We start from the raw sequence: 26599 nt of genomic DNA, 5'->3' as shown, positions 1-26599 counted from the left end.
CTCTGGGGGAGGACGCCAAGGCGTTCGTCACGGTGGTCGCCCAAGCCGGCAACGTCCCGGTCGAGTAGCGGCGGCCCGGCGGTGGCCGAGGCGTTCACCGCCGGCCGGAGCCAGCCCCCCCCGGGGCCTCCTGGAGCGCCGGAGCGCAGCACATCGCAGGAGGGAAGCCCCTTCTGCGCGCTTCTCGGGCGGGAAGGGGTTTTCCGTACTCGTGGAGCCGACGGCTGGACGTCGCCGGCGGAGGCCGCGTGCGGGCCGATCCGGTCCGCACGGCGCAGGAACGTCGCCACGCCCTCGTCGAGCTGGTCCGGCACGGCCGCCGGCGGACCGGCGAGGACCAGGCTGGTGGGCAGCCCGGCCCGGACGCAGTGCTGCACGTCGGCGGCGGGCTGGGTGATCTCCTCGCGATCGGTGGCGTGGATGTCGTCCACGGCCATGACCAGGCCCGTGGTGTGCTCCTCCAGTAGCCGCAGCAGCCGCACCCCTTCCTCTCGCCGCTGCAGCTGCTGGGCGGGTGCTGGTCGGGTGGTGATGCCGCACGCGGTTGCTGTGAGGGCGGTGACCCGTCGCCCGCTGCGTCCCGCGCCGAGCTCCTCGGCCCACTGGCGCACGGCGTTGCCGATGCGGCCCGGAAACCCCTGCGCGGCCGATGGGCTCCGTGGAGTGGTGCCTGCGGTCGGGCGAGAAGGGCTTTCCCGGTGCTCTCCTGTGAACATCGCTGCATTCCGTGGAGGTCTCCCGGCCACTTCGGCGTTGCTCCCTGCGCCGGATGCGGAGGAACCGGCTGGGGGAGCCCGTCTCTCCGTCCAGCCGTCGACGGTCACACAGGACTACTGTGCTGGGCCGGCGCTGCCTCCCAGGCCCTGCGGTTCCCGGCCAGGGACCCTGAAGAGGGCACGGGGGCCCGCACCCTGCCTCGGCAAGGAAATCGCCACCCCGCCGTCAGGGCGGGGTGGCGATTTCCGTCACCGGTGTCGCAGCCTTCCCGCCGCTACCGGGACTGTCCGTGAGGATCCTGCTGTCTTGTCAGGGCAGGACGGTGATGTTCGCCGCCTGGAGGCCCTTCGGGCCCTGCTGGACCTTGAACTGCACCCGCTGGTTCTCCTCCAGGGAGCGGAAGCCCCCGGAGTTGATCGCCGAGAAGTGCGCGAACACATCCGCGGATCCGTCGTCCGGGGCGATGAAGCCGAAACCCTTCTCGGCGTTGAACCACTTGACCACACCAGTCGTCATTGTCAGTACCTGTTCTTCCTGCCATGAAGCCGAGCCGAACCCCTGACCGGAGGGGCCCGTGCACGTGGGTCCCGTGCACCGCCAGCCTGACAGAGGTTCAGGGGCCCGGACAGGCCGGCGCGCACAGGAGCCCTGTGTGTCACCGCATGACCGTGGGCGGCCCCATCGACCTTCCGTCGAAACCGTCGGGCTGCCCGCCCTGCCCGCCCTGCCCGCCCTGATCCTCGCGCTCGCGCTGCTCCACGGACCCTGACGCCGTGGGGTCGCCGGCATGGTTCGCACGGGAGGCCGGCTGCGACTTCCTGCTGGCCTGCATGCACCCTCGACCGTGCGGGTTACTGCGGTGCGTCGTGGTCGCGGATGCGCTGAGCGAGCTGGGTCAGGCTGATCTCACCGGCTACGTAGCGGTCCGTGTCCGCCATGGCCTTCGGGACGGTGGCCAGGCTTTCCAGGGCCGCGTGGTGCCAGCTCATCTCCGCTGCCAGCACCTGCTGGAGCTGGTCCCGGGCCGTCCCGGTCAGCGGCGCGAACGCCCTCCTGGCCTGGCTTGCTCGCTCCACCCTCACCACCTCAGCTCAGTGACCGTCACTGTGGCAGTGACCGCCGCTCCACCGCTGACCACAGTCCTCAGCCGCCACCGCCTCCGCGGCGTCGCCTGCCGTGACGGGATCAGGCGGGCCCTCACCACCACTGGATCAGCTCAAGCCACGGACGCGTCCCAGCACACCGGTCCTGCCTACATTATGGCCCCTTCGTACCCGTCGTGGGCATTGACCGGGTGCCGGCTTGGCATCACCGCCGGGACAGTCCGGTCCATGCCATGACGAGGTGGTCCTCGACCACCCTGCGGGGCCGGTCACGGTCGGCGCCGTGGCCGCGCAGGCGGCCGTCACGGTGGTGGGTGGGAGCGGTGGGGTGCAGCCGTAGGGAGCGCGGCGTTCCCCTGGTCAGAGACGAGCCAGTCCCTGCCTGCGGCGGGGCCCGTGCCGCAACCCGGGCGGGCCGCTGCCACCCGCCTTAGCGGGTTCGCAACGGCCCGCAGAGGTGCGGAACCGGATCTAATAGCTGCCGGAGGCGCCCCCGCCGGTGAAGCCCCCGCCGCTGCCAAAGGAGGACCCGCCGCCGGAGGAGCCGTTCGTGCTGGCTCCGGAGTGCAGGTGCGGATGGGCCAGGTACAGCGGCAACCACACCGCCGGGCTGGTCACGGCATCATCCCCGCGGTGGGAGCAGCGGTACTTCCGGTAGGCCCGACGCTGCTCCTCGTTCAGCTGCAGGTCCGGGTCGTGCTCCTGCGCGGAACGGATCTCCTCCTCGGCGATCCGGGCCCGGCGCCGGGGATCGGCCACGGCCCACCAGATCATCGAGCCCCCCAGCACGCCGACGCCGCCGGCCACGCTGCCCACCAGCGCCCAGTTGACCGGTTCGTGGGGCGGTTGCTGGCCCTGGGCGTAGCGGTAGATCTGGTCGGTGGCCTCAAGGAGGCCCTCGACGTAGCGCTGATCGGCGAAGGCCGGGGCGAGGACCTCCTCGACGACGTCCTCGGCCTCCCCGTCGGAGAAGGACTCCCGCACCCTGTCTGCGGTCTCGATGCGCAGTTCCCGCTCCCCGGTGGCCGCCACGATCAGCACCCCGTTGTCGGCACCTCCCTCACCGACGCCCCAGGCGGTGGCGACCTCACGGGCGTAGTCCTCGATCGGCCCGTGCATGTCCTGGACCGTCAGCACGGCCACCCGGGCCGCGTCCGTGGAGTCGTTGCGTTCTTCGACCAGGGCGTTGAGGTCCTGTTCCTGGTCCGCACTGAGCACCCCGGCCGCGTCCAGCACGTTGCCTGCCCGAGGCGGCTCCGGAACGACCGCGGACTCCTCGGCGGCGCACCCGGTGAGCGCCAGCACCAGCGCCACCCCCGCCACCCTTGCCATGCTCCTCGGCGTCACCGCTGTTCGCATCCTCGCCTCCTCACCGACCGCACCACCCTCGAACCGCCCTGCCGGCTCTCCTCCGGTGGGGCGGTCTGCCGTTTCGGCCCGTACAGCCCAGGCCGATCGTCGCGCCCCGGACGGGCGCGGTCCGGGCGGGGAGGTGATGACCGTGCCCATGCTCACCGGAGCAACACCCGTATCAGGGCATGCTACCGACGATCTTCCATTCCTGGCCGCACCACCCGCGGGCCTGTGCCCCCGCGGGTCGGCGGCGCACCCGGGCGGTCGACGGTGTCCCTTCCACGGGTGCACTCTCCCTCCGCGCGAGCCCCGGTCGTCTCCGTTCAGCACATGGCCCCTCGGCGGTCTGCGTTCCGCGCGCTGACGCCTCGGTGGCGGGGTGCACCCCTTACCCCCGTCCCGAGCGGGGAGGCTGCCGGTTCCCCCGGAGCACTCGGGCGGCGGGCTGGACATCGCCTCCTGGCTCCGACCCCGGCACCGCGGTCCGCGGCGCCGGCGTCGAGCGGGCCTGCGGCCGGGGGCCAGGTCCGCGGCGGTCGCCCCGGACCGAGGGCCACGGCCGGGTTCCACGGTGCAGCACGGCGAACGCCAGGTCCGGACTGCTCATCCGGACTCACCGCGGCCTCTCCCCGCCCCGGCAGCCGGCGCGCAGGTGCTTGGTCAGGGTTTTCGCGTCCCCGGTGCGTTCGGCGCGAGCGCGGGCATCGGTGCGGGAGGCCATCCACGCGGTCTCGCGCTGCAGCTTGCGATAGCTCTCCAGCCGCCATGCCTGCAGTGTCCCGTTGGCGATGGCGGCCAGTACCGCGCACCCGGGTTCAGTGTGGTGCCGGCAGTCGGAGAAGCGGCACTGCGCGGCCAGGTCCTCCAGATCGGCGAAGGTGTGGCTCACCCCTTCGTCCGCGCCCGTCAGACCGATCGAGCGCAGCCCGGGGGTGTCCAGCAGCACGCCTCCGCCGGGAAGGGGGCGTAGTTCGCGCCAGGCCGTGGTGTGGCGGCCCTTGCCGCCGACGGCGCGCACGGGCCCGGTCGCCAACAGGTCTGTGCCCAGGAGCCGGTTGCCCAGCATGGACTTGCCCACCCCGGAGGCGCCGAGCAGCACGATGGTGCCCTCCAGCACCGCGCGCAGCTCGGTGATGCCCTCGCCGGCGGGTGCGCTGGTGAGCAGCACGTCGACCCCGAGGGCCACACTGGCCAGTTCTTCCCGGGCCGCCTGCGGATCGGGGTGCGTATCGGCCTTGGTCAACGCCACCACCGGGCGGGCACCGGACTCCCAGGCCAGGGCCAACAACCGTTCGGTACGGGCATGGCGGACAGGAGCGGCCAGTGAGACCGCGATCAGGACCGTGTCCACGTTCGCGGCCAGCAGTTGACCGCGTGGGCTGCCATCGGCCCCGGCCCGTGCCAGGGCGGTGCGGCGCGGCAGCACGGCCTCCAGCATCGCCGCAGCAGTGTCCGTGGCCGGAAGCACGGCGATCCAGTCGCCGGTGGTGGGCCCAGTGCCCGAACCGGTGTGCTGCGCCGGCCGGAGCCCGACCCGTGCGGGTCCGCGGTCGGTGATGACCTCGCACAGACCCCGTTCGGTGCGGAGCACCCGGGCCGGAACGGCTCCGGCAGCGTGGCCGGCCACAGTGTTGAAGGTGCTCTCCCAGTGCTCGTCCCAGCCGTGGGCAGGGAGCAGGGAGGAAGTCGGTGTCGAGGAGGACAACGGGAGACCCTTTCTGGGTGGTCTCCGTCGGACCGGGAAGAACACGGCGGTGCTTGCGGCGGTCGGCCGAAGACGGTGGAGGTGAGCGACAGCAGAGGATGGGCTCGCACAGCAACGACCGGTGTGACCGCCATCGACACACCTCCCCCTGGTCCCTTGAGGCCGATCCTGCTCGGAAGGTTCCTGCGCGGCGAGATGCCACCGGCGTGCGCAGGGGAAGCGGCACCGGATGCCCGGAACGACAGCCCCTCCCGGCGGCATGCACGAGCCGGGATCACGCGGAAGGGCCCCGTCTCGCTGTTGGTGCTCCACCACCGGCGGGAGAAGCCGGCACGGGGGACACGGTGTGCTCCCCGTGCCGGCCGACAGGTCGGCCCCCTCCGCCGCTGCGCCCGTGACCCTTGGCGGGGGCTGCGCTCGCGGGCGGGGGGCGGAGGCTTGTCCAGGGCCGGTCAGGGCCGGGTGCCGACCGCTACCAGGTATTCCAGCTCGAAGCGTGCCCGTCGGGACGTGCCCCGGTTCCACTGCTCGCAGAGGTCCTCGAGCGCGGCGTCGAACTGCGCGGCCCGGCCCTGGCGTTCAGCGTTGGCCCGGGTGGCGATGGTGGGACCGTAGTACGCCTTGAAGTGCTCACCGAAGTCTCGGGGCCGGGTGAACGCGGTGACGTCGAGGACGTCGCGGTCGATGGTGTGGAACTCCGCCCGTCCGCCGAACAGTTCCCGCAGGTGCTCCTCGCTGCCCCACAGCGGCGGGGGTAGCACGCCCGGCGGCGGGGCGGGGGCGAAGGGCTTCATCGTGCGGAAGAGTTCCCCCACCATGCCTTCCGGCGTCCAGCTCAGCAGCGCGAGGGTCCCGCCGGGACGGCACACCCGCACCAGCTCGTCGGCCGTCTGCTGGTGGTGGGGGGCGAACATCGCCCCGATCAGCGACATCACGACGTCGTAGGAGGCGTCCTCGAACGGCAGGTGCTCGGCATCGGCCTCGACCCAGTCCAGGCTCAGTCCTGCCGCCTGCGCGCGGCGGCGGCCGATCTCGAGCAGTTCGGGCGTCAAGTCGCTGGCGGTGACATCGGCTCCGGTGGCGGCGGCGGGAAGGGAGGCGTTGCCGGTGCCGGCACCGACATCGAGAACGCGCTGTCCAGGACCGATCCCACTGGCCTCGACGATGCGCGGACCCAGCGGGAGCAGGAACGTCTCGACCATGGTGGAGTAGTTGCCCGAGGCCCACACCGCGCGGTGCTTGGCCTTGAGCTGGAGGTCTGCGCTGCGCGTGCTGTCCAGGGTGGTCATGGCGGGATCTCCTTGTCGGTGTGCAGGGCGCCTCGGACCGAGGCCTGTGACCGGGGTGGTGGGTAGCTGTGCCACGCTTCCCAGCATCGGCCGATGGACCGGGCGGAACATCGGGAGAATGCCCTATCCGTGCCCTACGCCCCACCTCGTGCCACCGCCACCGCAGCCGCCTGCGCGCGGTTGTGCACACCGAGCTTCATCAGGATCCGGCTCACGTGGTGCCCGGCGGTCTTCTCACTGATCCTCAACGTCGTCGCGATCCGCGCGTTGGACATCCCCTGGGCGACCAGGTCGAGGACCTCGTGCTCGCGCGAGGTCAGCTCGCCCGCGCTCCTGGGCCGGGGACCCGTGCCGCGGCCCAGCTCGCGCAGGACCTCGGCCGCGCGGTCCAGTGCCCGGGACGCCCCGAGGTCACGGAAGGTGCTCTGGGCGGCCAGCGCCTCCTCCCTGGCCAGCTCGGGCGAGTCGTTCATGACCGACCGGGCCAGTTCAAGCCGGGCCACCCCGGCGTCCAGTGGCATCCCCAGCATCCCGAACGCGCGCAGGGCCCGCCGGGCGTGCTCGGCCCCCTCGGCACGGTGACCAGTGGCCAGGGCGCAGCGTGCCGCGGCGAGATCGGCACGGGCCGAGCCCAGACGCATTCCGGAGTGCCCGGCGATCCGGCGCAGGCTCGCGGTGGCGGCCTCCGCGGCCCCGAGGTCACCGGCTGCCAGGCAGGCCTCGACGAGGGCGGCGAGCAGCTGCGTGGTGCGCACAGCATGTCCCTCCGTCTCGGCCAGGCCCCGCTCGAGCAGGCGGACAGCCACCTGCGCTCGCCCCTCGGCGATGTGGAGCAGGGCCAGTGCGCGCAGCGACGAGGGGTGCTCCTCACGCCCGGACAGCATCTGTTCCGCCTCGCGCAAGCGGCCCTGGTGGATCCGCAGCTCGGCCAGGGTGGCGAGGGCCGGGGCACTCAGGTCCGGTATGTACCGGGCATGGGTGGCCAGGGCGGACTCCAGCGACGCCTCGGCCTCGGGCCAGTGACCCGTGGCGATCAGCACGTCGGCATGCACGGTCCGGCACACCCCCAGCAGCGGGGCCGCGCGGTGAGTCCGCGCGAAGGCCTCGACGTGCTCGCACCACTCCGTGGCCCGCTCCCACTCCTCCGCCTCGGCACAGGCCAGGATCAGATGGCAGTAGGCCGAGCCCACGGTGTGGATGCTGCGGACCCGGCCCGCCGTGGCCGCGACCATGGCCTCCTCGAGTAGGTGCAGGCCCGGCTCCCGGTGGCCCGCAGCGAGCTCCGCACGGCCGAGCAGGCTCAGCGCGAGCACCTCAAGGTCCTCCGCACCCGTCTCACGGCTGATACGCAGCGCCCGTCTCGCCTGGAACGCCTGGTCCTCGACGGACGTCGCATGCTGGGCCCGCCCGACCGCCACCCAGCCGTGCCCGGCACCCATGGGGGCGCCCTGCAGGACCCGTTCGGCCCGAGCGAGCCACCCCCGGGCCGCAGAGGGCCGGCCACCGATCTCGTGCTGCTCGGACACCCAGACCGCCACCCGCGCCGCGTCGTCGACACGGCCCTGGGCGACGTACCCGGCGAACGCCCGCTCACGCCACTGGATCCCCTGCGCAATCCGGCCCTCAAACCACAGAGCGAGACCCAGGCCCTCGGCGGCGACCGCGTCCGCGGCGGCCTCCTCGCCGTCCACGACGCGCTCGAAGGCCTCGCGCGCGCCGGCCCAGTCGGCCCGTTCCAGCGCCAGCGTCCCCTGGTGGATGGTCTCGCACACCCGCGGCGCATCCATGCGGAAAGTATCCCACTGCGCTCGCCTCGTGGACAGGGCGAGCCCGGAACCCCCGCCGCCCCTTCCGTGCGCACGGCGGCGGGGGTCGCCGGACGGGGGGCGGTGTGCCGGGGTCCGGGGGTCGCAGCCGATGCGGTTGTCGTCGTCGTCGGGGCCCGGGTGCCAGTGCGGGTGTGTGGCGGTAAGGTTCGCTCTCGGGGCGGGTGGTGATCGCCGTGGTCGCCGGAGGCGTCGACGGCTGGCGTCGGCGGTCGGCGAGCGCCGGGGGCATGAACGAGCACACTTCCGTTCCTGCCGCCGTCAGTAGGCTCAACGTCCCATGGGGCCATGCCCTCGGATGCGGGAGAGCGTGTGCTCGTGAACAGGCGCTCCGTGGCCGCATGGACCTCCTGACGTGGGGACCTCGAGGTCAGAGCGGTCGCCAGGAGCGCCGGCGAGGACGGTCTGGTGACATTCCGTCTCCGCCCTCCCCGCACGTGCTGACCGGCGCGGGGAGCAGGGGCGTCGGGTGCTGACATGGGAGGACGCACCATCACGGTGCGGGGACGATCCCGGACGAGCCCTTGGGGCCGCCCCCTTCGGGTGCCTACCGTCGGATGACGGCCCCGCATCCGGACCGGGGCCCATCGAGAGGGGGCACCCATCGTGGACACCATCGACCCGCATGCTCCCGGTGGACCCACCGGGACCGGCACCGTCGCCCTGCAGACCTTCCAGGCGCAGATGGCCGCTCTGGCCGCCGGTGACCTGGACACCTACATGAGCTACTACCGCGAGGACGTCGTCCTGGAGGACCCGCAGTACCCCGACCCGCTCCGGGGTCCGGCGATGGTGAGGGAGGACCTGGACGGGCTGCTCACGGCCTACCCCGACGGGAGCTTCGAGACCCGCCGGGTCATCGGCCAGGGCGACGTGGTGGGAGCGGAGTTCGTGTTCACCGGCACGAACAACGGAGCCCTGGTCCTGCCCGACGGCACGGCGGTCCCGCCCACCGGGCGGCCGGTGCGGTTTCCGCTCAGCGTCTTCAACCGGATGGACGCCGACGGTCAGATCGTCGAGGAGAACCGTTACTACGACCTGACCACGATCATCCGGCAGCTCGAGCTCTCCTGAGCAGGGCGGTGATGAGCCTGGAGGCCGTGCCCGAGCCGATCCCCACCGTCGGTGGATGAGGGCTGCACCCGGCAGGAGGGGCCACCTCATGGCGCTGCTCCACGTGCGGTGAGGCCCCGCCCCACCCCGCGCGAGGTGGGGCGGGGCCCGTCGGAGCTCTCGCCGGTCTGCCACGGGGTCGGGCCTGGGTGGCGCTGAGGGTGGTGGTGGGGCAGCCGTCGGCGAGTTCGGTCAGAACGGCCTTCTCGGCGCTGTCCGCCTTCAGGCCCCAGCAGATCGTCACCGCCGCCCCGTGGCGTTCAGGGTGGGCTCGCAGGCGTGTCCGCCTCGGTCGGAGACCGGTCGCAGCATGTCGGGGCCGCTGGGGCCGGGGGGACAGGTTGCCGGAGCCGGATCTGCCACCTGGACCTGCGTGCAGGACGGAGCCCAGGGACGGGGCGTCGCACACCCCCAGGGGTACGGGGCTCGCCGGCTGCGAGACAGCGGTGTGGAGAGTGCTGCTGGGTGGTCGGCTGTGGCGTCGGGAGGCTCCGTCGTCGTGCGCCGACTGTCCTGGGCCGCCAGGGTTCTCTTCGACGACCCACGGGAGCAATAAGTACGAAACAGTAGGTTCTTAGCGTGGCACACATGAAATACTCGTTTCGTCTGTCGCCGAGGGCCGTAGTCTCCTCGCTGTTCGTGCAGCTGACCGTGGCGGTGGTGCTCGGAGTACTGGTGGGGCACTTCTGGCCGGCCGTCGGTGAGGCGATGAAACCGTTGGGCGACGGCTTCATCCGGCTGATCAAAATGGTCATCACCCCCTTGGTCTTCCTGGTCCTGGTCACCGGCATCGCCCATGTCGGCGACGTCAGGGCCGTGGGGCGGGTGGGGGTGAAGGCCCTCTCCTATTTCCTGGTCGTCTCCACCTCCGCCCTGGTCTTCGGAATGGTCGTGGGCAACCTGGTCAATCCTGGAGCGGGCCTGCACATCGAGCCGGCCACCTTGGACACCACCGCCCTGGACGAGAAGACGACGACGGAACCGGCCACCGCCTCGGAGTTCCTGCTCGACATCATCCCCACCAGCGTGATCGACGCGTTCGCCACCAACTCCTTGTTGCAGGTGCTGCTGTTCTCCCTGCTGTTCGGAGCGGCCGTCATCGTGACCGGCCCCGAGAAGTGCGCCCCGGTGCTGAACCTGTTCGAGACGGTCCTGGGACTGTTCTTCCGGATCATGAGCTGGATCATGCGCCTGTCACCGCTGGGAGCCTTCGGAGCGATGGCCTTCATCATCGGCCAGTACGGGCTGTCGACCCTGGGCACATACGCCAAGCTCATCGCCGCCTGCTACGGGGCCGCGGCCCTGTTCATCGTGATCCTGTTCCTCATCGCCCGCTTCGTCGCCGGTGTGCCGCTGGGGGCTTTCCTGCGCTTCACCCGCGAGGAGTTCCTGCTGGCCCTGGGCACCGCCTCCACCGAATCCGTCATGCCCAGGATCATGGACAAGCTCAACCAGGCCGGCTGCTCCCGGGCCACCACCGGTCTGGTCATCCCCACCGGCTACTCCTTCAACCTGGACGGGGCGGCGATCTACCTGTCCATCTCCCTGGTCTTCCTTGCCCAGGCCTTCGGCATCGACATGACGCTGGGCCAGCAACTGGCCGCCCTGGGCGTGCTCCTGCTGACCTCCAAAGGCATGGCCGGGGTGCCCGGCTCGTCCTTCCTGGCCCTGTCGGCCACCGCCGCCGCCCTGGGACTGTTCCCGGTGGCCGGGGTGGCCCTGCTCCTGGGTGCCGACCGTCTCATGGACTCCATGCGCGTGGTCGTGAACCTGCTGGGCAACTGCGTGGCCACCTTCGTCGTGGCCCGCTGGGAGGGGCAGCTGGACCACACCCGGATGCGCGCGGCTTTCGCCGGCCGGCCAGACCAGCAGCCCGACCCCACGGCCGTGGTCCCGGCTTCCGCCACGGCATAGCCCCACAGCAGGTGGCCGACTTCTCCCCAGGACGACGGGACTTGCGCAAGCATGACGGTCCGTACGCCTCGCAGGACGGGTTCCTCGGCAGCACCACGCCCCTGACGCCGCGGACATGGAAGCACTCCCTTGCCGTCGAGGGATGCCGGACAACCCGTTCCCGGTGACCACGGAGAGCACGACAGCGATGCTGGCAGCAACCGGCAGAAATCCCCGGCGCATCACCGGACAAGGGCGCGGGACGCCTCGTTGGGGATCGTCCGGGGAGGATGACGATGCCGCGGCAGGCAGAGGATGGTTCAGGACGGTTCCGCCGTGCCCCCGGGGACGTGTGTCGCAGCGAACCCCTCGGCGGCACCCTCGCGCCCGCTGAGCTCGACTCCACCGGTCAGCAGATGCGGTCGCGGGCCGGGTCGCGTGGCTGCCGGTGGGGACGGCACGGCGGCACCACCTTGGGCGGGTGGGGCACTGACCCTTCCGAGACGCAGCGCGGGGTGTCTCTGTGGCGGTCGGCGCCCGCGGGACGCCGCAGGGGGGCAGGTCTTCGCGGAGGACCGCCACCAGGAGGCGATGCCCGGATTGGGGGTCGGCGGGCGGCGTAGTAGGCGTCGCGGACGTGCCGGTGGATCCGGCGGCAGCGTAGGAGCGCAGCGCCTCCCGCAGCCTCTCGGCATCGGCGGTGGACAGGTGGATCGTGTTGCCGGTGCATGCCCGGTCGGGCCCTCTGTCGTACGACTGGGGGCCGGCCGGGCAGGGGTGGTGTGGCGTGGTTCCGGCGGGGTGGCCCGGTCGTAGGCCAGGGCGACACCACGGTCCATCTCCGCCACCGGGAGCCGGTCATGGGGGCCCGGGTTCGTCGTGGACGCCGTGAAGTCCTCCGGTGTGGCGGATCGAACCGTGGCGTTCGCGAAGGCCCCAGTGGACCCGGCCACCCCGGTCGGCGCCCACGTCGATACCGCTGAAGGGAGCGGATCCCACGGAGGCCCGCACATCGGCGGGTGCTGCCCGTTCTGCCTCGAAGTCCCGCAGTCGGTAGCTGGTCCGGAGGTCCTGCCGGGATCACAGGTCACACGGTGCGGTCACCCGAGACAGGGACCGGATGACGGGACGCCCGGTTCCTCGCCGGGACGGCAGGCCGATCCGCTGGTGCCGGCACCGGGTGGCGTGGGGGCTTCGTCGTCGCGCTCGTCGGCCCGAACGCAGGACCCAAGCCCTGACAGGAGCCCCGAGCAGGCAGAAGTGCCGTCAGGGGCCGGCCCCTGTGCGGGGTCGGGCACGGGTCCAGAACACGTCCCGGGGTCGGCCGGAAAGGGCCCGCGCACGTCGACAGCGCCGCGGTGGCCTGTCGAGTGGCGGACCGGTCAACGCAGGCCGCTACGGGCGATGCCTTGGACGAACCACCGTTGCAGCACCAGGAACAGGAGCACCAGGGGCAGGCAGCTGAGCAGGCCGGCGGCCATGAGGCCGCCGTAGTCGTTGCCGAACTGTCCCTGCAGGAAGCGCAGCGACACCGGCAGGGTGTACAGTTGCGGGTCCTTGAGCACGATCAACGGCCACAGGAAGTCGTTCCAGCTGTTCATGAACGCCAGAAGCACCATGACAGCGATCAGCGGCCGCGCCAGGGGCAGCACGACGGACCAGAAGGTGCGCAGTTGTCCCGCCCCGTCCAGCCGGGCGGCCTCGAGCAGCTCGTTAGGGAGGGAGAGGAAGAACTGGCGGGCCAGGAAGATCCCCAGCGCGGTGGCCGCCGAGGGCAGGATCACGCCCCAGAAGGTGCCGTAGACACCGAGCTGGGAGACGATCTGGAACTGCGGGATCATGATCGCCTGCGCGGGGATCATGAGGGTGCTCAGCACCAGCAGGAACATCCCGGCGCGCCCGCGGAAGGGAATCCTGGCGAAGGCGTACCCTGCCAGCAGGTTCACCGTCACGGACAGCGCTACCGTGACCAGACTGACCGCCAGGGAGTTGAGCATCCAGGTGCCGACCGGGAACTTCGCGAACAGGTTCTCGAAGTTGGCCAGCGTCCAGGAGTCCGGCACCAGCACGTCCCCGGCGAACAGCTCGGCCCGGGTGGAGAAGGCCATGCGCACCATGGCGTAGAGCGGGAAGAGCATCACCGCCGTCACCACCGCGCACACCAGCACCCGCAGCGAGGTTCTCATGTCCGGTCCTCCCCGGTCCGGGACCGCAGCTGCAGCGCGGTGAGCCCGAGGGTGAGCACGAACAGCACCACGCCGATGGTCGCCCCGTAGCCGAAGTCGCGCGCCGGCCCGAAGCCCTGCTCGTAGGCGTAGGTGACCAGCATCGATGTCGCGTTGCCGGGCCCGCCGCCGGTCATCACATAGACGACGTCGAAGATCTGGAAGGACCAGATGACGTTCATGACCACCAGGAACAGCGTGGAGGGCGACAGCAGCGGCAGGGTGAGGTGACGGAACTGCTGCCAGGCGCCGGCACCGTCCAGGCGTGCAGCCTCGTAGAGCTCCTGGGGTACGTCCTGCAGAGCTGCCAGATAGATCACCATGGCGAAACCCACCCGGGTCCAGATCGTCATGACGACCACCGAGATCATCGCCAGTGTCCCGTCGGACTGCCATGGCAGTCCGACGCCGCCCAGATCGCGCAGCAGGTCGTTGAGCACGCCCACGCCCTCGTTGAACAGCAGCAGGCCCATCAGGGAGGTCACGAGGTTGCTGAGCACGATGGGCAGGTAGATGGCCGTGCGGAAGAATGCGCGCCCGGGCAGCGAGGCGTTGAGCAGCACTGCCAGCCCCAGACCCAGTGCGATGCTCACCGGGACCGTCAGGACCGTGAACACCACCGAGTTCAGCAGCACCCGCCAGAACACCGGGTCGGAGAGCAGGCGCACGTAGTTGTCCGGTCCCACCCACCCCTGGGCTCCCAGCGGAGAGGCCTGCTGGAAGGACACCACCCACGTGAGCACCAGCGGCAGGAACAGGAACAGGGCCAGGACGAGGAGGTTGGGGGTCACGAACGCCCACCCGGCGGCGGTGGTGCTCAGGGACCGGGCACCTCGCCCGCGCGACGACGGCCCCGGGACCCCTCGGGGGACCGCGGCGGGGACAGGTGCAGCGGGCCCCGGCAGGCCGTCCATGTCGGCCTCCGCCCCGGCCTTCTTAGGCGCCGGTGATGCCATTGACGTTCTCCGCGATGGCGGTGATCGTCTCGTCGACCGACCGGCCGCCCACGAAGCACTGCTCGAGCTCGTCCTGCAGCGCGGTGTTGATGCGTCCGAAACCGGGGACCGTCACCTGGGCCACGTCCTCCGGGGTCAGCGTGGTGGCCTGCTGCGCATAGACGGGCGCCAGGTCGGGGCGCACCGAGAAGTCCAGCTGCGACTCCGTCAAGGACCGGCGGGTGGGCAGCTCGATGGCTTCTTCGCAGAAGGACTTCTGGTTCTCCGGTTCCATCATGAACCGCAGGAACTCCCCGGCCAGTTCGGGGTTGCGCGCCTGTCTGGTGGCCACGAGGGCATTGCCGCCCAGATCGGAGGCCGCCCGGACGTCCTGTGGGTGGTAGGTGACCGCCCACTCGAACCGGGAGCCGACGGCGGTGTCCACCGCCGGCAGGACGAAATTGCCAAGAGCTCCCATGGCGGTCTTCCCGCCGACGAAAGCGTCATCGGCGTAGACGCTGCTCTTGGGAGAGGTATTGGCCGGGACCAGGTCCCGCTCGTACAGGCCCCGCGTGACCGCCAGTGCCTTCCGCCCTGCCTCGGAGTCGATCGCGGCCGCTGTGAGGTCCTCGTCCAGCAGCCGTCCTCCGGCCTGGAAGAGCCAGTTCAGCCAGCGGAACGCCCCGGCCTGCTGCCACATGTAGGAGTACGGCGCCACATCGTCGGGCAGGCGGGCCTTCAACCGGGTGAGGATGCCGTCGAACTCCTCCCACGTCCAGGCGTCCTGCAACCGGTCCGGCACCGCGGTGATCCCGGCCTCGCGCAGCAGGTCCGGACGGTAGATGGTGGCCGTCGTGTCGGTCTGGTGCGGCACTCCGTAGGGGCGCCCCTCGAACTTGACCGCCTCGTAGAAAGCAGGCACGAGGTCGCCGGTCAGCTCCTCGTCCAGGTGGTCGCTGAGGTCCAGCAGCTGGTCGGTGCTGCTGTAGGACCCCAGCGAGGTGTAGTCCACCCGGAACAGGTCCGGCGCAGAACCGTCCTGCAGCTGCGCGTCGATCGTCGTGAACATCTCCGCATAGGGCACGAACCGGATGTCCACGACGGCACCGGAGCGTTCCTGGAAGGCCTGCGCCAGCCGGGTGAACGCGGCCTGTTCGGCGTCGGAGGCCCACGTCACCATCGACAGCGAGTCCCCGCCACCGCCGGCGTCCCCACCGGCGGATCCGCCACCGGAGAAACCGGCGCAACCGGACAGCATGGCAGCCCCCGAAAGGCCTGCGGCTCCCCGCAGCAGTGTTCGTCGTGAGATCTCCATCGGTGGTACTCCCTTCGGGAAGCCCGCCGCCGGCGGATACCTCGAACCGGTGGTCAGGCGCAGTGCTGGGCGGTGTAGAGAACGTCTCCGACGCGGTCCCCCGGGACTCCGTGTCGCAGGATTCACAGTAGACGTATCACTTTGCCGACGTCCTGACTACACCAGGACCAGCACTGGACAGGCATGTGCTGCGGTGGTGCGCCCTCGTGCACACGCCTCGACAGGCCGTGCCCGGAGCCCTCGGTCTCGGCGGACCCGGCCTACTGCCGAGCCCGCCGTGCGGACCGGTGGAGCACAGCCTATCGACGGCCGCCCGGGCGGAAGGCGTCGTCTGTGAAGCCCGGGCCTGCGGGGCACTGAGGTCGTGCGGCGACTCCCCGTCCCAGCTCGTCGGCGAGCCATCCCGGGACGCTCAGTCGTCGGTGTGGAGGTGGCGTTGCAGCCACAGCGTGCACCACAGCTTCAGGCGGGTCTCGTTCCAGTCCGGGGCGTTGACGACCAGTGCCTCGGGCCCGTAGCGGTAGACCGATTCGACCCCGTCGCGGTCGGTGAGCTCGGTGACCATCCGCTCCACCAGCCCCGGGTGCTGGGTGGAGAGGTCGGTGCGCAGTCCGACGTCGAAGCAGTCGACCTCGGCGACCACCGTCACCACCGGCTCCTGGGTGGCGTCGGCCACCGGGCCCTCACCGCGCAGCGCGGTGATGGTGCGCTGGGCGAGGTGGAGCATCTCGGTGCCGCTCATCGGGTCGCGGCCGTGGGCGGACTGGTAGGCGCTGTAGAGCGGCATGGCCGGCAGGAAGACCTGGTGGTGGTCAGTAGCCAGCACGGGGTAGTTGAGCATGGCGTAGTTGCCGATGCGGTGCTCCCCGACCAGCCACTGCGCCTCGGGCACCGCGGTGGTGATGATCCGGGCGAGGTAGGAGGTGAACCCGTCGACCAGCGCCAGGGTCTGGGCCGGGGGGTGGGGGTCCACCAGCATGCCGTGACGGGCCCAGCTGGGCCATCCGGGACGGGTCGGATCCTGGTCCAAGGACCGGGGGGCCACGCCGAGCTCGGCCGCCCGGGTGGAAATCCACTCCCACACCGGGGCCACCGACTCCACGGAGCCGTCGAGCAGTGCCCCCCGGGCGAGGCCGTGGGCGGCCATGGTCGTGCGCAGGCACTCCAGCGCCGCGGGCCGCTCGGTGATGAACTCGTCCAGGGCGTCAGCGGCCTGGACCGGGATCATGTCCTCGTACAGCAGCTCCGTCATGGCGTCACTGTAGTGTGGCCCCGCCGCGGAGCGTTGATGCCGGTGACGGGTCGGGCGGCCGACGCGCAACGGCAGGGTCCCCAGGCCTGTTCCGGAAGGCGTTCGCCGAGATGTACACCCGGGTGTTCTGGGTGCGGTGGACGCCCGGGATCACCTGTGGAGGCCCGAGGTCTCCTCCTGCAGATCGTCGAGCACCCACTCGGAGAGCTGTCCGGCTGGGACCACGACCGCGCCCGCCCGGAGTTGCTGCGCCTCCTGGAGCGACAGGGGTTCCTCGGCGGTCTGGGCACGGCGGACGGCCAGGGCCCCGGAGGCAGAGGCAGGCAGGCCTTCTTGTCCTGGGTCGGTGGTGGCGGCCTGGGGTGGACCGCGCCGACGCGTGCGGGAGCCCCCGACGTTGACGGCCCGCACCAGGCAATGAGTCGGCACCGACCGGGGCAAGCTGCGCCGTGTGACGACGGGCCGTCTGTCACGCCAGCAGATACGCGGCGTCTCGTCCAGCCTTCCGTCCTGGTGGCGTGTCCGGCGGGCAGTCGCTGGTGGAGGTCGACTCGCTCTCCGCCGGCTCGCGAGGTGGCAGTCCACCGCGGGAAGCTCGTTGGCGCAGCAGCCCACAGCGACGCAGCACCCCGGCCCGGGGCGGACGGGACGCTGCGTCGGATTGCGAGGTGGAGCGGCAGGGGGCTTACCGCCTGGCCGCCGGCTGCTGGACCGCCACACAGTAGGCCGGTTCACCAGGGAACATGCGCCGAAGCGGCTGGGTAGCCCCCCGGTGTGCGGTTTCCTCCGCCCCGGGGACATGGAAGGAGCACCCCCACCCGGCGGGGTGGGGGCGCTCCCTGCGCACGACGGCGCGAGATGCAGGGGCAGGTCGTTTCGAGGGACCGGCCTGTCCCTGGCGCACTGGACAAAAGTCTAGTGCGGTCGCAAAGATATCAGATGACGCGATGACACGGTGCGCCGCGTGACACCGACCGGCCTCCGAGGAGCCGTGGTGCCCACACAGCGGGGTGGGGTCGCCTGCTCGCCGGACGGGGCGACGAGTGGTCGGCTCGGGCCACCGGGGCTTCCCGGGCAGGGCGCTCCCGGTGGACAGCGGAGCCCGCGCCTGAGGGGTGGGCCAGGTCCGGGCGGTGCGGCCGCCGGCCCCCTTGTCGGCGGCGCCTGATGTGCTCCAGCTGAGCTGTCGGAGATGGCGCGTGGGCGCCGGACACCGTGATGGTCCGGCCCGGACCACCCACCGGGTCCTGCCTGGAGCCGAGATCCCCTGCACCTGCGACTGGCCGGTCGTAGACGAAGCACCTGAGCACAGAGCCGCCACGAAGCAATGACCCTGGGGCGTGCCGCGGCCTCAGCGAGGCGGCGTAAGGCAAGCCGGCCGGCAGGACGTGACCTGACTGGGGATGCTTCGAGGAATCCCTTGACAGGGAGTCGCGCTCCCGCGGACACTTTTTCCATGCGGTTGAGTTGCGCAATGCGCGTGACGTTGCATTATCTGAGGACCTTCTGTCCTCGCTGTTGATCCCCGGCTGATCTCGGTCCCCACCGGTCGCCGGCCGCTCCCCAGGTGCCACTCGGCTCTGGGGCCGCCTACCTTCCGCAGCGCAGGGGCCACGTCGTTCCCTGTCCGCACGACACACAAGTCCACAACACCCGGAGGTCTACCATGAATTCTGTGCGCCGCCTTTTCACCGGCATCCTCAACGACTGGTCCGTCGCAACGCCTGCCGCGGCCCACTCCAGTGCTGTCACCGTCACATCTCATCCCTACGGAGCCTCGGGGCGCCTCAGGGCCGTTCCCTGGGAGGGCCTCCAGCTCGACGTCACCGACTGACAGCGCCGCGACGTCCTCACCACCTCGGCCGTCCACGGCCCGACCACGACGGGATTCGTCCCCGGATGGACCCGGCGTCCGTCCCGAGAGCGGTCACCGTGGGCACGGAACCGAAGCCGTCGTCGGGCGAAAAACGCCCCCGCCGCCGTCGACACCATCCCGGTGCCCGGTCGGAGGCGGGGGAGGCGCTGGTGGGCGTGCTCATCTGCGGGGCGTGCTCCACGACCCACCAGCGTCCTCGCGCCCTGCCGGGGCGGACACCGGCCCAGCACACCACTACAACGACGTAGGGAAGCACGATGACCACGCCAATCAGCATCCACCCCAGCACCACATCACCTGCACGGCCGGCGTCCGAGGGGATCGAGGGCCCCGACCGAGGGTTCCCGGCCCCGCCCCCGGAGCGGACCCGGCACAACGCCTCAGCGGTCGGCAGCCTCGGGGGTTCCCTCCTCCGGAAGAGTCCCGAGCGGGAGCGCCCTGAAGACGACGAAGCGGTCATCACTGCGGTGCTGCCCGCCGTCACGCACCGCTGCGCACGGGAACGCCCCGAAGATGACGAAGTGATCCCCACCTACACGAGCCAAGCCGCCTGCCGATCCGTGAGGTGAGGTCCCGGGGGCGGGCGCAGCAGCGGGTGGATCAGCACCGGTGGGTGAGCAGGCTCGCCTCTGCAGCCTCCCGCCCGTCGGGGCTCGCCTAGACCAGGGCTCGCTTGGACCAGGGCGCTGAGCCGCGCCGGTCGCCGGAGCCCCGCGGACGGTCGGCCTCGGCGGCGGCGCAGCGGGCGTCCTGGTCCGTGGACGGTGGCCGGCGACAGCCGCCGGATCATCGCCCTGTTGCGGTGGAACTCCTGGTGGCGCTCCACCGCCTCGCGCAGCGGAAGCCCGGGCGGGGGGCAGGGCCACGGGTCAGTCCTCCATCGGGCGGGGCAGCGGGGGCGCGCCTACCGGCGGCCTCGAGCGGTGAACAGGGCGCCGCCCAGGCCGACGAACACGAGCAGCAGGCTGGAGGCAATGCCGCCCAGTTCCACGAGGTGGACCCGGCCCTCGGCGCCGGTTGCCTCCACGAGCACGGCACGCTCGTACAGCCCCGTCACCAAGCCGATCAGGGTGACGCCCGCCAGGGCGGCCAGGGCCAAGCAGGCGAACATCTTCTTCATGGCAGGTACTCCCCGGGTGTCACAGCGACCGTTCACCGAGAAACAGACGCCGCCGCCTTGCTCCGGCCGACAGCGGACATGAGGCAATCCAGCCGGATCCCGGATCCCGGAATCCCGGATCCCGGATCCCGGATCTCGGATCCCGGATTCCGGATCCCGGCCCACGGGCACCCGGGCGGCAGGGAGCTGACCGGCGACGGCAATCCGCTCTCCGGGGAAGAGGGTACGCCAAGAACAGCCGTGCCGTTCTACCGGCCGGCTGCGACGCGATGCTGGTGCAATCCGCCGTGGCCCCTTCCGGAAGCTCCTGTCAGGTCTGTCGGCCCTTGTGCCTGCCCATGTCGCCCGGTGCGTGGCGAGGTCGGTGAGGTGGTGAGGGCGGCGTGGCCTCGGCGGCTCGGTACGCCAGACGGACGGCCTGCTGTCGGTCCGAGGCGTTCATCGCGGTCATCCTCCTGTGGTGGCGATGCGCACCCCGGCGCCGCCTCAGGAGGCGAGTTTGAGCCCGAGGACTCCGGCGATGATCATCACGAGGAACACGACCTTCATCACCGAGACCAGCTCCTCACCGGTGGCCATCGCGTAGAGTACGGTCAGCACCGCCCCGATGCCCACCCACACCGCATAGGCGGTGCCCACGGGCAGGTCCCGCATCGCCCAGGCCAGCCCAGCCATGCTGGCGACCATCCCCGCGACGAACACCACGGTCGGGCCCAGCCGGCTGAGGCCTTCGGACTTGCCCAGCGCGGTGGCCCAGACCGCCTCGAGCACACCGGAGAGCACCAGGACGAACCATGACATGACAGCCTCCTGCGGGCCGTCTTGTCGCACACCGGGTACAGCACCCCTCGTCCGGAAGCCCGGTGTTTCGGGCTCGTTTCCAAAATGTCACATCCGATGCAGGCGGGCAACGTCCGATGTGTCATCACTGGCCCGCACCAACTCAAGGACTGCGGCGATGTGACCCGCGCCCCTCCAGCGCGCAGCACACGTCCTCGCCGGGCCTGGAGCCGGTCGGCAGCCGGCCCGGCGGGGTTCAGCGGGAGGTGGCGGCGCGGGTGAGCTGGGCGCGGGCGCCTGCGGCCGGTTCGTGGGCATCCGGGACCGTGGTGGCGCGCTGGGACTGCTGCCGGGCCCGCAGCAGCGCCTCGCTCTGACGTCTCCAGCCGTCCTGGTGCTGTTCGAAGCGCGGGACCAGCCCGGCGATCGCCAGCACGAGGCCCAGTGCCACCATCGCCACCGCCAGCTCGTGCGGGGAGTGGCCTCCCAGGATCGTGCAGCACATCCCGGCCATTCCCGGTGCCGTCAGCAGCACGCCGGCGGCGACGGCCACGTCCCCCACCTGAATTCTCATCTGCAAACCTCCTGTCGATGAGACTAGACCTTTGTCCAGTGCGGGACCGCGTCGTGGCCCATTGTGACGTGTCTACAACTGGTGGGGCGGCCCTTGCTCGTCTTGCGGCGGCTGTCACGGCGTCGGTGCTGGCCGGGCGGGTCCCCCGGCCGGAGGACTCGCCCCCGGGCGAGGAGGACGGGTGGTGAAGGGCCTCGGGCGCGGGATGGCTCTCGGCACGACACCGGGCGCCTCGAGCAGGAGGAAGGAACTGCCGCAGGTCCTCTCGACCGCCGGCCCGCAGCAGCGCGGATCCGGCGGCCGTCACGGCAGCCCTCAGCCCTCATCCCGGCCAGGCCGTCATGCCCACCGCCTCGTCGAGGCCCCGCGCTGTCCACGCCGCTGACCTTCTTGCGGTGCGTGTCGCTGCCGGTGCCCATGGCCCGCTCCTCGGTCCGCCGTCGGATCGGCCCCGCCGCTGCGGTGACCCGCCTTCCGCTGTCCTGCAGCCGATCCGCCCCTGCGTGCTTCTTCGGGCGCGCTCATCGCACCGGCGCGACCTGCCGTACTGTGATCCCCGTAACGCCGTTTGATCAGCAGGAAGCTTGTTCCTCCTTTCGGATCGGAGTTCCGCGATGTCTTTTCGCTACAAATCCCGGGTCCTGGCCGTGGGCCTGACCACCGCCGTGGCACTGCTCGCCGGCTGCGGTGCCGGTTCACGCGTTGCCGAGGGCGGTGGGGCGCAGCAGGTGCCCTGCGACGTCGAGGTTCCCGAGGGGGACACCACGGTCAATGTCCTGGCCTACAACTCCTCGGCGATCGACCCCTTCACCAACACCATGGTGTCCAGCTGCACCAAGGACGGGCTGACCGTCAAGCACGACCCCATCGACTTCGCCGGTCAGGTCCAGCGCACGCAGGCGACACTGGCCGGGGAGACGGGCACCTTCGACATCGTGGAGACCTATGGCTTCGTGATCCCGACCTACGCGGCCGAGGAGAAGCTCATGCCGCTGGACGACCTGTTCGCGAAGTACGAGCAGCAGTACGGCCTCGACGGGCTGAACCAGGAGATGCTCGACGCGATGTCCTACGAGGGCACGCTCTACGCGCTGCCGATGCAGGCGCAGGTCTTCGTCATGGCCTACCGCGAGGACGTCTTCGAGGACCTCGGGCTCCAACCCCCGGCCACGTTCGCGCAGCTGCGTGAGGCGGCGGAGACGATCCAGCAGGCCGGGATGATGGAGCACCCGGTGGCCCTGCCGTGGCTGGCGAGCTCGGACATCGTCACCGCCTACGACGCGGCCATGGGATCGCTGGGCTCCGATCTGGTGGACCACGGGGCAGGCAGGCCGAACTTCGACACCCCGGTGGCCGCGCAGGCCCTGGAGGAGCTGGAGTCGCTCAAGCCCTACATGGACCCGCAGGTCACCACCTTCGACCAACCGGCCGTGCAGCAGCAGATGTACAACGGGGACGCCGCGATCTCGATCATGTTCTCCGGGCGCATGACCGACCTCACCAACCCGGATAACTCGCAGTACGCGGACCGCATCGGCTTCGCCGCACCGCCCGCGGTCGAGGAGGGCGGCAAGCAGTACAGTGCCCTGTCCGTGGACGGCTGGTCGATCCCGGCGAACACCAAGGCGGACCCTGACCTGCTCTTCCAGCTGATGGCCGTCTCGGTGGGGCAGGAGGCCTCCGAGGCCGCGGTGCCGGCCGCCTACCCGGCTCGGGAGGGGGTGGTCACGCCGGAGAACTCCCCCTACGCCGATGCGGCCAACGACGCGATCAGCAGCGCCCCGCCCGCGGAGCCCTATCCCTACACCTCACTGATCAGCAACGCGATCACCCCCACGGTGGCCGATGTGCTCACCGGCAAGATCGAGCCCGCTGAGGGCACCCGGCGCATGCAGGACTCCGCCACCCGGATCCTGCAGGACACCCCGTGAGGATCCAGGGCTCGGGCCGGGGGCGGGTCCTCGCCGGGGCGGGGTTCCGCCGTTGATGCGCCGGGGCGAGTTCTACGGGCTGGTGGGCCCCAGCGTGGCAGTGATGGTGGGGCTGCTCGTCGTTCCGCTGTATCTGACGGTCAAGTGGAGCTTCCAGGAGGTCGACTACGGATCACCAGGGCAGTTCGTGGGCCTGGACAACTACGCCCAGGCGTTCTCGGACCCGCGCTTCGGGCGCGCGCTGATCTTCACCACCGGCCTCACCGTGGCCGTGACGGCCGTGCTGCTGGGCGCCGGGTACGTGCTGGCGGCCACGGTTCACCGCCTGAGCCGGATGCGCCCCGTGGTGCTGGGCATCCTGCTGATCTCCTACGTCATCCCCAACGTGGTGGGCGCCACTATGTTCTCCTGGCTGTTCGACCAGAACTTCGGCGGGGTGGTGAACCTGGCCTGGACCTGGCTGAGCGGCGAGGAGGTCCTCTGGTACGTCCAGACCTGGCCCAACCGCATCATGGTGGCGCTCAACGTGATCTGGTCCATGCTGCCGTTCGCCACCCTGATCCTGCTGGCCGGGCTCCAGGGGGTGCCCCGTGACGTCCTGGAGGCGGCCCAGCTGGACGGCGCGGGCCCGCTTCGCACGCACTGGAGCATCATCGTGCCCTCCATCCGCGGGGTCATCGGATTCGTGGGCCTGATCTCGATCATGGACATCCTGCGGGTCTTTGACAACCTGGTGCCCCTGTCGCCACAGGCGGTGCAGCTGGGCAACGAGTCCGTGATGCTCTACATCTTCAACATCGCCTTCCAGGACGGAGGCCAGGACCTGGGGCTGGGCAGCGCGCTGTCCGTGCTCACCATCGTCGTCATCCTGGTGATGCTCTACCCGTTCCTGCGCGACGTCGTCCGGGAAGCAAGGCAGGCATGAGGGCCACCACCCGGCGACCCGGTGCCCGCCCCGGCGTAGGGCCCCTCGGGGCCGTGATCCTCACCCTGGTGTGCGTGCTCATGCTCCTGCCGGTAATCTGGACCGTCCTGTCGGTCACGAAGCCCACGAACGTGGCCTTCGTGAATCCGCCGGTGCTCGGCTACTCACCCACCCTCGAGTCCTTCGCGGATCTGTGGCAGACCACCTACTTCTACCGCTATCTGCTCAACACGTTCGTGGTCGCCGTGGTCAGCACCCTCGTGGCCCTGGTGCTGGGGATACCCGCCGCCTACGCCCTGTCCCGCTTCCCCGGCTGGGTGTCCGTGGCGCTGCTGCTGCTGGCGCTCGTGTTCCGCTCCCTGCCGCGCTTCGCGATCGTGCTGCCCCTGTACGACCTCTCCCGGAGCCTGGGGATCTACGACACCCGGTTCGTGCTGGCCATGGCTCTGGTGGCGATCAACCAGCCCTTCACCATCTGGTTGCTGCGCAACTTCTTCGCCGCGATCCCGCGGGAACTGGACGAGGCCGCCATGCTCGACGGGTGCCGGCGCCACCAGATCCTCACCCGGATCATGGTGCCGCTGCTGGGGCCGGGCATCCTCACCGCGGCGATCTTCGTGTTCTTCTTCGCCTTCCAGGAGTACCTGACGGCCGTGGTCCTCACGAACACCGAGGCCGGAACGGTGCCCGTGTTCATCGCCACCCAGCTCGGGCAGACCCTGCCCATGCTCCAGCAGGCCGGCGCGGCCGCCGTGCTGCTGACCATCCCCGTCATGGTCTTCGCCTTCGTGGCTCAGCGCTACCTCGTGGCGGGCCTCAGCTCCGGCTCGGTCCGGGGCTGAGGCCGGCGGCCACGTCCGCGCCCCGGGGGCATCCGGTGCTGCCCGTGGTGGTGTCGGGGGTGCACCGGCGGTACGACGCAACGTCATTCTGGCGAGCAGAACCGCGCCTGTCGGGTGTCCGGTGGTTCCACGACGCCGAGCCCGGGGACCGAGCGCCGTGATCCGTGGCCCGGGTCGCTGACGGTCCGTGGCCGAGGGGGGGGTGGGCGTCGAACCGGTGCGGGAGCTCGGCCACGGAGCCCACCCGCCAGACCCGTACCTGAACGGCCCGGTGCTCATGGCAGGAGACGACGTTTCCTTGGCCACCGGCTCGCTGCGCCCGCACCGGCACGGTCGTGGGCCCGGGGTCGAGCGGAAACGGGCCCCGGGCAGGACCGGCGTGGCACCGGGGAGGGCCTGCCGAGGAAGGCGTCGTGGACGCGGTCCCCGGGGCCCGGGACGGAGGCCGGGACCGCCGCCCGGGCACCCGCCGGCACGCTCCGGTCGACGGCGCTCGCCTGCCGGACGATCCCGGCGAAGGGCAGCGGGGCAGTGCGCTCGGAACAGGCCCGGAGGCCGTAAGTCCAGCACCCACGGTCGGCCTCGTGGAGCTCCTGCTGGCCCAGCTGCCCGAAGGAACGCGCTCGGGTCCGACTCGGCTCGCCGCACCGGGGGACCCGGTGCGGGCCGGGCCCATCGCCGGATGGATCATCACCGGATTTCTCCCCGGCAGGCCGGGTCCGCGCCGCGGCACCGATGAGTGGCTCACTGCTCCGGGCCCCCGGACGGTCGGCCAAACCTGCAGCCGGGGGCCGGCAGAAGGCGCTGGAGGACCGGTCACGGCGCGGCAGGCTGCCGCAGCACTCCACCACCTGCCCCAGCGCAGCCGTCCAGGGCGCAACAGGGCGGACATCGGACCCGGAGGCGCCCCCCGCAACGGTGGAGGTGGCCGAGAGGCCGTGGGAAACCGCGTCCCAGGGGTGGACACCGCACCGGCGGCACGGAAGGCTGAAGGCGGCAGCGGCACGATCCTCCAGCCCCGGAAGCGAGGAGCAACCATGGCGGACAGCGACAAGGACCAGAAGGACATCGGCAGGGACTTCGACGAGGCGGTGAACATGACCGCCCGGCAGCTCTCGGACTGGCTGGAGACGGAGAAGTCGCAGTCGGTGGGCCAGTCCGACGGCGGGGAGTCGGTGGGGCACCGCTCGGGGCGGCGCATCGTGGAGATCCTGGAGAAGAAGAAGTCCGAGCGCACCGACGCGGATCGTGACCACATGCACAAGGTCGTCGGCTACATCCACCGCCACCTCGCCCAGCGCCCGGACGGGGACGTGAGCGAGACCCGGTGGCGGTACTCGCTGATGAACTGGGGTCACGACCCGCTCAAGGACTGAGCGTCCGGCGCTCCGAACCGGCGGTTAGCCGACAAGAGCGCGACCACAGCTACAACCACAACGGAGGCGACGGAGCACATGGGCATGATGAGCAAGGGCACGAAGGTCACGTGGAACACCCCGCAGGGGGCGACCGAGGGCACGATCGTGGAGACGAAGACCGCAGACTTCGAGCTGGACGGGCACACCTACCGGGCCAGCGAGGAGGACCCGCGCTACATCGTGGAGTCGGAGAAGTCCGGGGCGCGGGCCGCCCACACGGGTGATGCCCTTACCGAAGCCTGAGCCCTGGACGCCGTGGCCACCGCACCGTGGTGCGCGGTACCGTAAGCACACTGGCGAATTCAGGCTGTTCGCCACCCGTTGTCCGTCGGACCCGAAGGAGATGCCATGAGCACCAGAGTCGAGAAGACCGTCGTCGTGGACGTGCCCGTCACCACGGTGTACAA

21 protein-coding genes, 1 pseudogene and 1 riboswitch are annotated in these 26599 nt (G+C 70.9%); of the genes and pseudogenes, 8 read left to right on the top strand and 14 right to left on the bottom strand.

The window, feature by feature from the left end; all coding sequences use genetic code 11:
* The 7 genes and pseudogenes from M3185_RS16275 to M3185_RS16245 form a co-directional block, all read right to left on the bottom strand.
* A pseudogene (locus M3185_RS16275) lies at positions 1-716 on the bottom strand (hypothetical protein); the annotation flags it as partial.
* A gap of 310 nt (positions 717-1026) precedes the next feature.
* Positions 1027-1233, bottom strand: a complete 207-nt coding sequence (locus M3185_RS16270; protein WP_251334721.1) for a cold-shock protein — start codon at positions 1231-1233, stop codon at positions 1027-1029.
* A 335-nt stretch (positions 1234-1568) separates the two neighbouring features.
* Positions 1569-1793, bottom strand: a complete 225-nt coding sequence (locus M3185_RS16265; protein ID WP_251334720.1) for a hypothetical protein — start codon at positions 1791-1793, stop codon at positions 1569-1571.
* A gap of 498 nt (positions 1794-2291) precedes the next feature.
* Positions 2292-3152, bottom strand: coding sequence for a TPM domain-containing protein (locus M3185_RS16260; RefSeq protein ID WP_251334719.1), 861 nt, complete (start codon positions 3150-3152; stop codon positions 2292-2294).
* Positions 3153-3786: 634 nt separating this feature from the next.
* Positions 3787-4878, bottom strand: coding sequence for a ribosome small subunit-dependent GTPase A (rsgA, locus tag M3185_RS16255; RefSeq protein WP_251334718.1), 1092 nt, complete (start codon positions 4876-4878; stop codon positions 3787-3789).
* 452 nt (positions 4879-5330) lie between these two features.
* Positions 5331-6167 carry a class I SAM-dependent methyltransferase gene (locus M3185_RS16250; RefSeq protein WP_251334717.1) on the bottom strand — a complete coding sequence of 279 codons (837 nt, stop codon included), beginning with the start codon at positions 6165-6167 and terminating at the stop codon, positions 5331-5333.
* Between the two features lie 134 nt (positions 6168-6301).
* Positions 6302-7954 (bottom strand): LuxR C-terminal-related transcriptional regulator, encoded by a 1653-nt coding sequence (locus tag M3185_RS16245; RefSeq protein WP_251334716.1) that lies wholly within the window; start codon positions 7952-7954, stop codon positions 6302-6304.
* Positions 7955-8599: 645 nt separating this feature from the next.
* Here M3185_RS16245 and M3185_RS16240 point away from each other — a divergent pair.
* Positions 8600-9067 (top strand): ester cyclase, encoded by a 468-nt coding sequence (locus tag M3185_RS16240; RefSeq protein WP_251334715.1) that lies wholly within the window; start codon positions 8600-8602, stop codon positions 9065-9067.
* A 627-nt stretch (positions 9068-9694) separates the two neighbouring features.
* Positions 9695-11020 (top strand): cation:dicarboxylate symporter family transporter, encoded by a 1326-nt coding sequence (locus tag M3185_RS16235; protein WP_251334714.1) that lies wholly within the window; start codon positions 9695-9697, stop codon positions 11018-11020.
* A gap of 1361 nt (positions 11021-12381) precedes the next feature.
* Here the strand turns inward: M3185_RS16235 and M3185_RS16230 are convergent.
* From M3185_RS16230 to M3185_RS16215, 4 genes are all read right to left on the bottom strand, one after another.
* The gene (locus M3185_RS16230; RefSeq protein ID WP_251334713.1) at positions 12382-13185 is read right to left on the bottom strand and encodes a carbohydrate ABC transporter permease; all 804 of its coding nucleotides are present in this window, start codon (positions 13183-13185) and stop codon (positions 12382-12384) included.
* Positions 13182-14015: a carbohydrate ABC transporter permease gene (locus M3185_RS16225; protein WP_251334712.1), complete on the bottom strand. Its 834-nt coding sequence runs from the start codon at positions 14013-14015 to the stop codon at positions 13182-13184. The genes M3185_RS16230 and M3185_RS16225 overlap by 4 nt, the downstream gene beginning before the upstream one ends.
* A 145-nt stretch (positions 14016-14160) precedes the next feature.
* Complete coding sequence (locus M3185_RS16220) at positions 14161-15339, bottom strand: ABC transporter substrate-binding protein (protein ID WP_251334711.1); 1179 nt, start codon at positions 15337-15339, stop codon at positions 14161-14163.
* 547 nt (positions 15340-15886) lie between these two features.
* Positions 15887-16726, bottom strand: coding sequence for a hypothetical protein (locus M3185_RS16215; protein ID WP_251334710.1), 840 nt, complete (start codon positions 16724-16726; stop codon positions 15887-15889).
* A 1666-nt stretch (positions 16727-18392) separates the two neighbouring features.
* Between M3185_RS16215 and M3185_RS16210 the strand changes: the two genes are divergently transcribed.
* Complete coding sequence (locus M3185_RS16210; protein WP_251334709.1) at positions 18393-18560, top strand: hypothetical protein; 168 nt, start codon at positions 18393-18395, stop codon at positions 18558-18560.
* Positions 18561-19506: 946 nt separating this feature from the next.
* Here the strand turns inward: M3185_RS16210 and M3185_RS16205 are convergent.
* The 3 genes from M3185_RS16205 to M3185_RS16195 form a co-directional block, all read right to left on the bottom strand.
* Entirely contained in the window at positions 19507-19722 is a 216-nt protein-coding gene (locus M3185_RS16205; RefSeq protein WP_251334708.1) for a hypothetical protein, read from the bottom strand.
* A 486-nt stretch (positions 19723-20208) separates the two neighbouring features.
* A complete protein-coding gene (locus M3185_RS16200) occupies positions 20209-20523 on the bottom strand; it encodes a DMT family transporter (protein ID WP_251334707.1) in 315 nt (104 codons plus the stop codon).
* A gap of 10 nt (positions 20524-20533) precedes the next feature.
* Positions 20534-20601, bottom strand: a riboswitch (guanidine-III (ykkC-III) riboswitch).
* A gap of 157 nt (positions 20602-20758) precedes the next feature.
* Positions 20759-21076 carry a hypothetical protein gene (locus tag M3185_RS16195; protein ID WP_251334706.1) on the bottom strand — a complete coding sequence of 106 codons (318 nt, stop codon included), beginning with the start codon at positions 21074-21076 and terminating at the stop codon, positions 20759-20761.
* Between the two features lie 614 nt (positions 21077-21690).
* Between M3185_RS16195 and M3185_RS16190 the strand changes: the two genes are divergently transcribed.
* The 5 genes from M3185_RS16190 to M3185_RS16170 all read left to right on the top strand — a co-directional run bounded on the left by M3185_RS16190 (position 21691) and on the right by M3185_RS16170 (position 26435).
* A complete protein-coding gene (locus M3185_RS16190; protein ID WP_251334705.1) occupies positions 21691-23007 on the top strand; it encodes an ABC transporter substrate-binding protein in 1317 nt (438 codons plus the stop codon).
* A gap of 55 nt (positions 23008-23062) precedes the next feature.
* On the top strand, positions 23063-23932 hold the full coding sequence (locus tag M3185_RS16185) for a carbohydrate ABC transporter permease (protein WP_251334704.1): 870 nt from the start codon (positions 23063-23065) through the stop codon (positions 23930-23932).
* Positions 23929-24774 (top strand): carbohydrate ABC transporter permease, encoded by an 846-nt coding sequence (locus M3185_RS16180; protein ID WP_251334703.1) that lies wholly within the window; start codon positions 23929-23931, stop codon positions 24772-24774. The genes M3185_RS16185 and M3185_RS16180 overlap by 4 nt, the downstream gene beginning before the upstream one ends.
* 1037 nt (positions 24775-25811) lie before the next feature.
* On the top strand, positions 25812-26150 hold the full coding sequence (locus M3185_RS16175) for a DUF3140 domain-containing protein (RefSeq protein ID WP_251334702.1): 339 nt from the start codon (positions 25812-25814) through the stop codon (positions 26148-26150).
* Between the two features lie 78 nt (positions 26151-26228).
* Complete coding sequence (locus M3185_RS16170; protein ID WP_251334701.1) at positions 26229-26435, top strand: hypervirulence associated TUDOR domain-containing protein; 207 nt, start codon at positions 26229-26231, stop codon at positions 26433-26435.
* The last annotated feature ends 164 nt before the right edge of the window (positions 26436-26599 follow it).

The sequence above is a fragment of the Kocuria rosea genome (assembly GCF_023715525.1).
GTDB classification, from domain to species: Bacteria; Actinomycetota; Actinomycetes; order Actinomycetales; family Micrococcaceae; genus Kocuria; species Kocuria rosea_A.
This window is presented reverse-complemented; position numbering and strand designations above follow the sequence as displayed.